Below are 8418 nucleotides of genomic sequence, written 5' to 3'. Positions count from 1 at the left end.
CCTTTGGCTTAGCAGACGCCTAAGCGCGATCGCCCCTAAAGGCCAACTCCGCCGGGCCAGTCATGTAGACGCGGTTGTCGGCGGCTGACCACTCAATGTGGAGCGGACCACCGGGCAGTTTGACCGTGGCGGCGCGATCGCAGACCCCATTCAGCACCCCCGCTACCAGCGATGCGCAGGCCCCGGTGCCGCAGGCCAGGGTAATGCCCGCGCCCCGCTCCCACACCCGCATTTTGAGATAGTCGGGCCGCACCACCTGAATAAACTCGGTATTGATGCGCTGGGGGAAGACCTCGTGGTGCTCAAACTGGGGGCCAATAGCCTCTAGCGCGTCGGCAAAGCCTCCCGGCACGGGAATCGCCGCCACATCGTCTACAAAGGTGATGCAGTGGGGGTTACCCATGCTGACGCAGGTGACTGGCCAGGTTTGGCCCGCTACCGTCAGCGGCACGGCGACCACCTTTTCGTCAGCCGCCGCCAGCGTCGTCGGAATTTCTTGAGCCAGCAGGTAGGGCGGCCCCATATCTACGGTTACCTGGCCATCGGGCTGCAGGGTCGGCGAAATTAGCCCCGCCAGGGTGTGAATGCGGTAAGTGTGGGGTGCCTGAGGCGCTTTGCCATCGGCAGTCTCTAGGGTTTCTAAAAACTTGGCCAGGCAGCGAATGCCGTTGCCGCACATCTCAGGCTCTGACCCATCAGAATTGTAGATGCGCATGGTGTAGTCGGTGCCCGCCTGGCCCGGCAGCGCAAAAATGACCCCGTCAGCGCCAATACCAAAGTGGCGATCGCACCACCGCACCGCATCCTCAGCACTTAGCACTGGCTGCGGCTGATGGCGATTATCCACCAGGATAAAGTCGTTGCCCAAGCCGTGGTACTTACTAAATTCCATAGTGTGGCGATGCTGAAGGGATGAATCTCAATTATTACCTAAGTTCGACCCAGAGAAGCGCGCTGTAACCCCTGGTGAGCTGCTTTTCCTGCGCAGGCTCAGCGCATGTAGAGCCGGGCCACACCTTCTTTAATCACCTCGACCAGTTGCTCCTGGCGCAGGGTGACGTGGGCGGCCATGGCATTAACCGCTGCCTCCACATTGCGGTTTTGGATGGCCTGCAAGATCAGCTGGTGCTCGGCGCAGGTGTTTTGGCGGTAGGCAGCTTGCTCCATCGAGATCAGCCGCAGGTAGTGGGCGCGGGCGTTTACATTCTTCAGCATGTGCAGCAGCTCGCTATTTTGCGATAGCTCTGCCAGTCGCTCGTGGAAGGTTTCGTCGCAGCGGGCGCAGTCTACGGGGGTGAAGGTGCAAAATTTTTCGGCGGCGGTTTGCCAAAACTGGATTAGCGCCTCGATTTCGGTGTCGCTAGCCCGCTCGGTGGCGAGCTTGGCGCTCATCATCTCTAGGCCGCAGCGCACTTCGTAGAGGTCAAATACTCGCCTGGTATCGAGCGGTTTACAGGAGAAGCCTTTACGGGGCACAAGGTCGAGCAGGCCCTCGGCTACCAAACGATTAAGCACTTCCCGCAGGGGCGTACGGCTGACCCCAAGGTCGGCGGCGAGCTCGTTTTCGTTGAGGGGTTCACCGGGGCGAAATTTGTAGGTCATCGCCATCTGTTTGAGCTGCGCATAGATGCGATCGACACTGCTGCCAGATTTTTTATGGCTTAGCTTGGCAGCCTGGACCTGAGAAATCTGAGAACCTGCTTTGACCACGATCGCAATCCAATCTCAGAAAGAACAAATAACGGTATCTGGGACTACGGAATTTGCCGCTTGAAGCCCTTAATTTTTGTTGTATACAGTGCTGAATTCAGAAAGGTATTCATTGCTGTATGCCTAATTATACGCAACAGTATACGCAACCCTCCCAGTTCTAGATACTGGGCTTTAAGAATTTCGTGAGAGGGCATTGGTCGGCGATCGTTCTGTCGTGATTTCTGTGCTGTTTTTCTCTACCTGGGCTTTTTGCTATGACGTTTCCTCGTACTCCTAATTCCGTTGCCCTGGCGCTCAATCGACGGCGGTTTTTGCGCTATGGCTCTTTGGCGCTGGGGGCTGGGGCGCTGGCAGCCTGCGCTGGCGGCAGCCAAGACACCGCCTCCACTGATGCTGCGCCAGCTACGGCCGCTGGTGAATTGGATAAGGTGACCTTTGGCACCAGCTGGTTTGCTCAGGCCGAGCACGGCGGCTTTTACCAGGCGGTGGCCACCGGCATTTACGCCGACCACGGGCTAGATGTCACCATCAGCATGGGCGGCCCCCAGGTAAACGGCAACCAGCTGCTGATGGCCGGGGCGCATGACTTTAAGATGGGCTATGCGATCGATGCCATCAACTCGATTCAGGAAGGGGTGCCCAAGGTAACGGTGGCGGCTATTTTCCAGAAAGATCCTCAAGCCTTGATGGCTCACCCCGATGTGGGCATTGACTCGTTTGAAGACCTGAAAGGCAAAACCATTTTGATGTCGACCAGTGCCCACACTACTTTCTGGCCCTTTATCAAGGCGAAGTACGATCTTAGCGATGATCAGATGGGGGTTTACACCTTTAACGTGGGGCCATTTGTGGCCGATAAAAACGTGGTGCAGCAGGGCTACATTACCTCTGAGCCTTTCGCAATTGAGAAAGAAGGCGGCTTTGAGCCAGTGGTGCTGTTGATGGCCGACCACGGCTACCCCAACTACACCACCACGATTGAGACCCGCCGCGAAATTATGGAAGGCAATCCCGACCTGGTGCAGCGGTTTGTAGACGCTTCGATTAAGGGGTGGTACAGCTATTTGGCCGACCCGGCCCCCGGCAACGAGTTGATTAAGCAAGACAATCCCGAAATGACCGATGAGCAGATCGCCTTTGGGCTAGCCAAGCTCAGCGAGTACGGCATTATCAGCAGCGGCGAGGCCGAAAGCCAGGGGATTGGGGCGATGACCGATGAGCGCTGGCAGGAAATTTTTACCACGATGGCAGACCTGGGCGCGTTTGAGGATTCGGTGGATTACAAACAGGCCTATTCTCTGGAGTTTGTGAATAAGGGGCCAGAGGCCTATCAGGTCTAGATAGATTCTTCATGCTGCGGTGCCGCGCCGCAACCCACCGAATTGTTCACCCATGACCCTCCTGGATGGAAGCTTGGCCGATGATTGTTTCAACGTCAACGAGCGCGATCGCCATGAAGACCCGACCCATTCTTACCCTGGAGCAGGTGGGCAAGACCTACGCCAATGGGACGGTGGCCCTACAGAACTTTAATTTGGCGGTGGAGCCAAACACTATTACCAGCCTGGTGGGGCCGTCGGGCTGCGGCAAGAGCACGGTACTGAGAATTATTTCTGAACTGGGCGATCTGAGCACCGGGCGTATGGCTTGGGAAAGCGGCGGCGATCACAAACTGGCCTACGTGTTTCAGGAGGCAGCGCTGATGCCCTGGGCCACGGTGATGGATAACATTCGCCTGCCGCTGAAGCTGGCAAGGGTGCCGAAACGGCAGGCGCTGGAGCTGGTATCAGATGCGATCGCCCAGGTCGGCCTACAGGGCTTTGAGCGAGTCTACCCCCGCGAACTCTCGGGCGGCATGCAAATGCGGGTTTCGATCGCCCGCGCCCTGGTCACCCGGCCCAACATATTACTCATGGATGAACCCTTCGGTGCCCTCGACGAGATGACTCGCGGCAAGCTCAACCAGGACTTGCTCCAGCTTCAGCATCAGCGCCAACTAACGATTTTGTTTGTCACCCACAGCATTTACGAAGCCGTGTACCTGGCCCACCGAGTCGTGGTGATGGCCTCAAAACCGGGGCGGGTGGTGGCCGACATTGCGATCGATAGCCCCCATCCCCGCGATCCCGACTACCGCACCTCGGCCCAGTTCAATCGCTACTGCCGCGATGTTTCCCACAGCCTATCGGAGGCCATGGGCGAATCTTTGGCGCTGTCGCTGTAGTGGGCCAAGAAACCAGGGTTCTGGGTCACAAGGTCAGTCTTGCCACAGAAAGGTAGCGAAGAAACCGGGTTTCTAACCACCCCAAAATCCCCAATCCAAAATTCAAAATTCAAAATTGGTACTGCTATGCTCTCTCCCGCCCTTGAACAACCCAAAGCAGGGCCGAAGTGGGTGCGATCGCTGCTCTCCCCCGACATTCTGGCTCCTATTATCGTTGGCCTGGTTCTACTCACCGCTTGGGAACTGGCCGTTCGCATCACCAATACCCCCCCCTACCTGCTGCCCGGCCCGCTGCTGATTCTGCAAACCCTGGCGACAGACTGGCCCACGCTACTTCCCTCCTGGTTTGTGACGATCAAGATTGCCTTTACGGCGCTGGTGGCCGCTACGGTCTCGGGGCTGTTCGTCGCCATTCTCTTTGCCCAAAGTAAGTGGATCGAGCGCAGCTTCTTTCCCTACGCGGTGCTGCTGCAAACCACGCCCATTGTCGCCGTCGCGCCTCTGATTATCATCTGGCTCAAGAACAACACCTTTGCCGCCCTGGTGGTCTGCGCCTGGATTGTCGCCTTTTTCCCCATCGTGTCGAATACCGTGCTGGGCCTGCACAGCGCCGACCCATCGCTGGTAAACCTGTTTAAGCTAAATCAGGCCAACCGCTGGCAAACGCTGTGGTACCTGCGTTTACCCACCAGCCTGCCCTACTTTTTAGCCGGGCTACGGATTAGCGGTGGCCTAGCGCTAATTGGGGCGGTTGTGGCAGAGTTTGTTGCCGGTACCGGTGGTGCAGAATCGGGGCTGGCCTACCAAATTTTGATCGCAGGCTACAACTTGCAAATTCCCCGCATGTTCGCGGCGCTGCTGCTAATTACGGTGTCGGGGATCGCTATTTTTGCTCTGCTCTCGGCACTGTCGAACGTTTTGCTCAAAGATTGGCACTCCAGCGCCATGAAACACGAGAATTAGCCATTGCGCTGTAGGGTGCATTCGCGCAGCAACGCGGAGCAATGCACCAAAACTCGTCTGAAAAGAATTTCGTTAGGCGATAGCTCTATCGGTGCATTGCGGCCCAGCAGGCCGGGGTAAATAGGCCGAGTTCTATAAGCCGCGAATGCACCCTATGGCCCGTGATTTGAAACCCTTTACGGAGACCTCCCATGCTGACGACTCAACAGCCCGTACTGCGCCGCTTTTGGTATCCGGTTATTCCCCTCGATCATCTGCTCAATGGCCCCCAATCTTTTACCCTGCTGGAAGAACCCCTGGTGCTATGGATTAACGAGCAGGGGCAACCGGCTGCCCTGCGTGATCGCTGCTGCCACCGTTCTGCCCAGCTTTCCCAAGGCATCGTCAACAACGGCTGCGTGCGCTGCCCCTACCACGGCTGGCAGTACGACTCTAGCGGCACCTGCGTCAACGTTCCCCAGCTCGATGCCGGGGCGGCCATTCCCAATACCTACCGAGTCGAGGCTTTCAACTGCGTCGAGCGCTACGGCTACGTCTGGGTCTGTTTGGATGACACCCCCCTCCAGCCGATTCCCGACATTCCTGAATGTGCCAACGCCAACTTTCGCTTCATCCCCGAATTCTATGAGCCTTGGAAAGTGGGCGGATTGCGGGCGATCGAAAACTCCTTTGACAGCGCCCACGGCCACTTTGTTCACGCCAGCTCCTGGGGCGATATGGCGAACCCCCAGCCGCCAACCATTGACGATGTAACCGAAACCAGCTTTGGCTTTGTGATGAAGCACTGGCTGGAGGTGCTCAACCCCGACCTGCAAAAGAAAAACCTGGGCATCGCCACAGAAAAAACGATTCGCACCAACACCCGTACCTGGTACATGCCCTTCGCCCGCACGCTCAAAATTCAGTACCCCAACGGCTTAGAGCACGTCATTTTTACCGCTTATACCCCCATCGACGACCAGCATTCTCAAGTGGTGCAGTTTTGCCTGCGCAACGACACCGAGGCCGAGGCCAAAGCCGCCGATATTATCGCCTTCGATCGCCAGGTCACTTCAGAAGACCGAGTTATTTTAGAAGGCACCGACTACGACGCCCCCCTAACGCTGGCCGAAGAGCAGCATATGGCCAGCGATCGCCCCGGCATTCTCATGCGCCACCGCCTGGCCAAACTGCTAAAAGAGCACGGCGAAGTCGAACAGCGTCGATCGGATCATCAACCCTCCCCAGCGACCAAAACTCTGGCAGAGGCTGGCGTGGGTTAATGCACTCGATTGGGGGTAATGCCACCCACCTGATCGCCTCACCACCCTCGCCTAGGGCAGCCAGGGATATTGGCGAAAGTTGGGTTCCCGCTTTTCCAAAAACGCCTGCTTACCTTCAGCCCCTTCTTCGGTCATGTAGTACAGCAGGGTGGCGTTGCCCGCTAGCTCTTGCAGGCCCGCTTGGCCGTCGCAGTCAGCGTTGAAAGCCGCTTTGAGGCAACGAATGGCGATCGGGCTTTTTTGCAGAATTTCTTGGCCCCACTGCACCCCCTCAGCTTCGAGCTGATCTACCGGCACCACGCCGTTGACCATGCCCATATCCAGCGCCTCCTGGGCACTGTACTGGCGGCAAAGATACCAAATTTCGCGGGCCTTTTTTTGGCCCACCATGCGAGCCAGGTAGCTGGCCCCAAAGCCGCCGTCAAAGCTGCCCACCTTGGGGCCGGTCTGGCCGAAGATGGCGTTGTCGGCGGCAATCGTGAGGTCGCAGACTACGTGCAGCACGTGGCCGCCTCCGATCGCGTAGCCCGCCACCAGAGCAATCACCACCTTGGGCATCGAGCGAATCAGCCGCTGCAAATCGAGCACGTTGAGCCGGGGCACGCCGGTTTCATCGACATAGCCACCGTGGCCGCGCACGCTCTGGTCGCCGCCCGAGCAAAAGGCATATTTGCCGTCGGTGTGGGGGCCAGCCCCGGTCAGCAGCACCACGCCAATGCGGCTGTCTTCGCGGGCGTTTAAGAAGGCTTCGTACAGCTCAACGATGGTTTTGGGACGAAAGGCGTTGCGCTTGTGGGGCCGATTGATGGTGATTTTGGCCATGCCATCGGCCTTTTGGTAAATGATATCTTCGTAGGACTTAACGTCTTGCCAGTCGACCTGCATAGGGGGCGAATCCAGATAACACTGGTTTCTAGGGTCTCACACCGAGGGTCGGGTCGGGGTATTGCCTGCCATGTTCTGACCCACCGATCTATATTCACTTCAGATGGCGGAGGCTAAAGAGAGGCTGTCCAGAAACCTACATCTGCCCAGAAACCGTACAAGCTAAAAGCCAAATTTCGGCTTACAACAAAGGCCACCCTTGGGCGGCCTTTGTGCTTAACAAATGATTTAAATAGAGATCAAGCTGTTATGTTTAAAGGCTCGTTTCGCGCAGTGCAGAAACATCGTGGCTGAGCAGTTCTTTTACGTGGGCAGGCTGAAGTCCGAGCCACTCAATCATTTGGTTCAAATTCCAGCCTCTGTACTGCGCGATCGCGCGAATCTGCACGAGGGTAATGGTAGGTGCGGGGTCAATCAACCAAGCTTTAATCTGACGGTTTGGTATTTTCAATGCAGCTACTAAACTGTCTCTTTCACGGTGAGAAAGTTCCTGTTTCAACCACTCTGTCAGAGCTGAAGTATTCCAAGGATAATAATTTTGCATTGTGCAGAAGCTCATTAGCAGTTGTCAAATATCAGGTCAACCTATCGGCTGATTCCGATACTAAAACCCAAAAGTGACAGCTTTGTGACTAGCGCTTCTGCATCAATTTACACCGCCAAAAACTCCTGAATAATGTCGTTAGTGAGCTCGCTAGTGGGGCCGTTGGCCACAATGCCACCCCGCTGCATGGCGTAGTAGTAGTCGGCCTGGCGCACAAAGTGCAGGTGCTGCTCGACCAGCAGTACCGAAATGCCGGTGGTTCTCACAATTTTCTTCACCGCTGCCTCAATGTCGAGAATAATCGAGGGTTGAATACCTTCGGTGGGTTCATCGAGCACCAGCAGCTTGGGCTGACCCATAATGGCGCGGGCGATCGCCAGCTGCTGCTGCTGACCACCGCTGAGGTCGCCCCCCATGCGATCGAGCATGGTTTTGAGCACCGGGAACAGGTCGTAGATTTCCTCCGGTACGTCTTTGGCAGCTTTGCCCCGGTTACCCAGCGCCTCCTGGCCAATAATCAAATTTTCTCTCACCGTTAGCCGAGGAATCACCTCGCGGCCCTGGGGCACGTAGCCAATCCCCAGTCGCGCCCGGCGATCGGGCGGCAGGCTATTAACCACCTGGCCTTCAAAGCGGATTTCTCCGGTGCGAGGGCGCAGCACCCCCATGATGTTCTTGAGCATGGTGGTCTTGCCCACACCGTTGCGGCCAATCAAACAGACCATCTGACCCTTAGGTATGGTCATCGATACATCCCGCAGAATGTGGCTTTCACCGTAGTAAAAGTTCAACCCCGAGATTTCGACCATAGGGGCCGTGAGCGGATC

General features: G+C 56.9%; 9 protein-coding genes. 4 read left to right on the top strand and 5 right to left on the bottom strand.

Going from position 1 to position 8418, the window contains the following annotated elements; genetic code table 11:
* Positions 1–19 precede the first annotated feature (19 nt).
* Together dapF and IQ273_RS26710 are read right to left on the bottom strand one after the other, a co-directional pair.
* Positions 20–892 (bottom strand): diaminopimelate epimerase, encoded by an 873-nt coding sequence (dapF, locus tag IQ273_RS26715; protein WP_194026176.1) that lies wholly within the window; start codon positions 890–892, stop codon positions 20–22.
* Positions 893–990: 98 nt separating this feature from the next.
* Complete coding sequence (locus IQ273_RS26710; RefSeq protein WP_194026175.1) at positions 991–1710, bottom strand: GntR family transcriptional regulator; 720 nt, start codon at positions 1708–1710, stop codon at positions 991–993.
* 257 nt (positions 1711–1967) lie between these two features.
* Between IQ273_RS26710 and IQ273_RS26705 the strand changes: the two genes are divergently transcribed.
* The 4 genes from IQ273_RS26705 to IQ273_RS26690 all read left to right on the top strand — a co-directional run bounded on the left by IQ273_RS26705 (position 1968) and on the right by IQ273_RS26690 (position 6162).
* The gene (locus IQ273_RS26705) at positions 1968–3053 is read left to right on the top strand and encodes an ABC transporter substrate-binding protein (protein WP_194026174.1); all 1086 of its coding nucleotides are present in this window, start codon (positions 1968–1970) and stop codon (positions 3051–3053) included.
* A 113-nt stretch (positions 3054–3166) separates the two neighbouring features.
* Positions 3167–3937, top strand: a complete 771-nt coding sequence (locus IQ273_RS26700) for an ABC transporter ATP-binding protein (RefSeq protein WP_194026179.1) — start codon at positions 3167–3169, stop codon at positions 3935–3937.
* Between the two features lie 126 nt (positions 3938–4063).
* Positions 4064–4900, top strand: a complete 837-nt coding sequence (locus tag IQ273_RS26695; RefSeq protein ID WP_194026173.1) for an ABC transporter permease — start codon at positions 4064–4066, stop codon at positions 4898–4900.
* A 191-nt stretch (positions 4901–5091) separates the two neighbouring features.
* Entirely contained in the window at positions 5092–6162 is a 1071-nt protein-coding gene (locus tag IQ273_RS26690; protein ID WP_194026172.1) for an aromatic ring-hydroxylating dioxygenase subunit alpha, read from the top strand.
* A gap of 51 nt (positions 6163–6213) precedes the next feature.
* Here IQ273_RS26690 and menB read toward each other — a convergent pair whose 3' ends face one another.
* The 3 genes from menB to urtE form a co-directional block, all read right to left on the bottom strand.
* Positions 6214–7047: a 1,4-dihydroxy-2-naphthoyl-CoA synthase gene (gene menB / locus IQ273_RS26685; protein ID WP_194026171.1), complete on the bottom strand. Its 834-nt coding sequence runs from the start codon at positions 7045–7047 to the stop codon at positions 6214–6216.
* Between the two features lie 253 nt (positions 7048–7300).
* Positions 7301–7606 (bottom strand): hypothetical protein, encoded by a 306-nt coding sequence (locus tag IQ273_RS26680; protein ID WP_228053935.1) that lies wholly within the window; start codon positions 7604–7606, stop codon positions 7301–7303.
* A gap of 92 nt (positions 7607–7698) precedes the next feature.
* On the bottom strand, positions 7699–8400 hold the full coding sequence (gene urtE, locus IQ273_RS26675; RefSeq protein WP_194026177.1) for an urea ABC transporter ATP-binding subunit UrtE: 702 nt from the start codon (positions 8398–8400) through the stop codon (positions 7699–7701).
* Positions 8401–8418: the final 18 nt, after the last annotated feature.

The sequence above is a fragment of the Nodosilinea sp. LEGE 07298 genome (assembly GCF_015207265.1).
Lineage (GTDB): Bacteria > Cyanobacteriota > Cyanobacteriia > Phormidesmidales > Phormidesmidaceae > Nodosilinea.
This window is presented reverse-complemented; position numbering and strand designations above follow the sequence as displayed.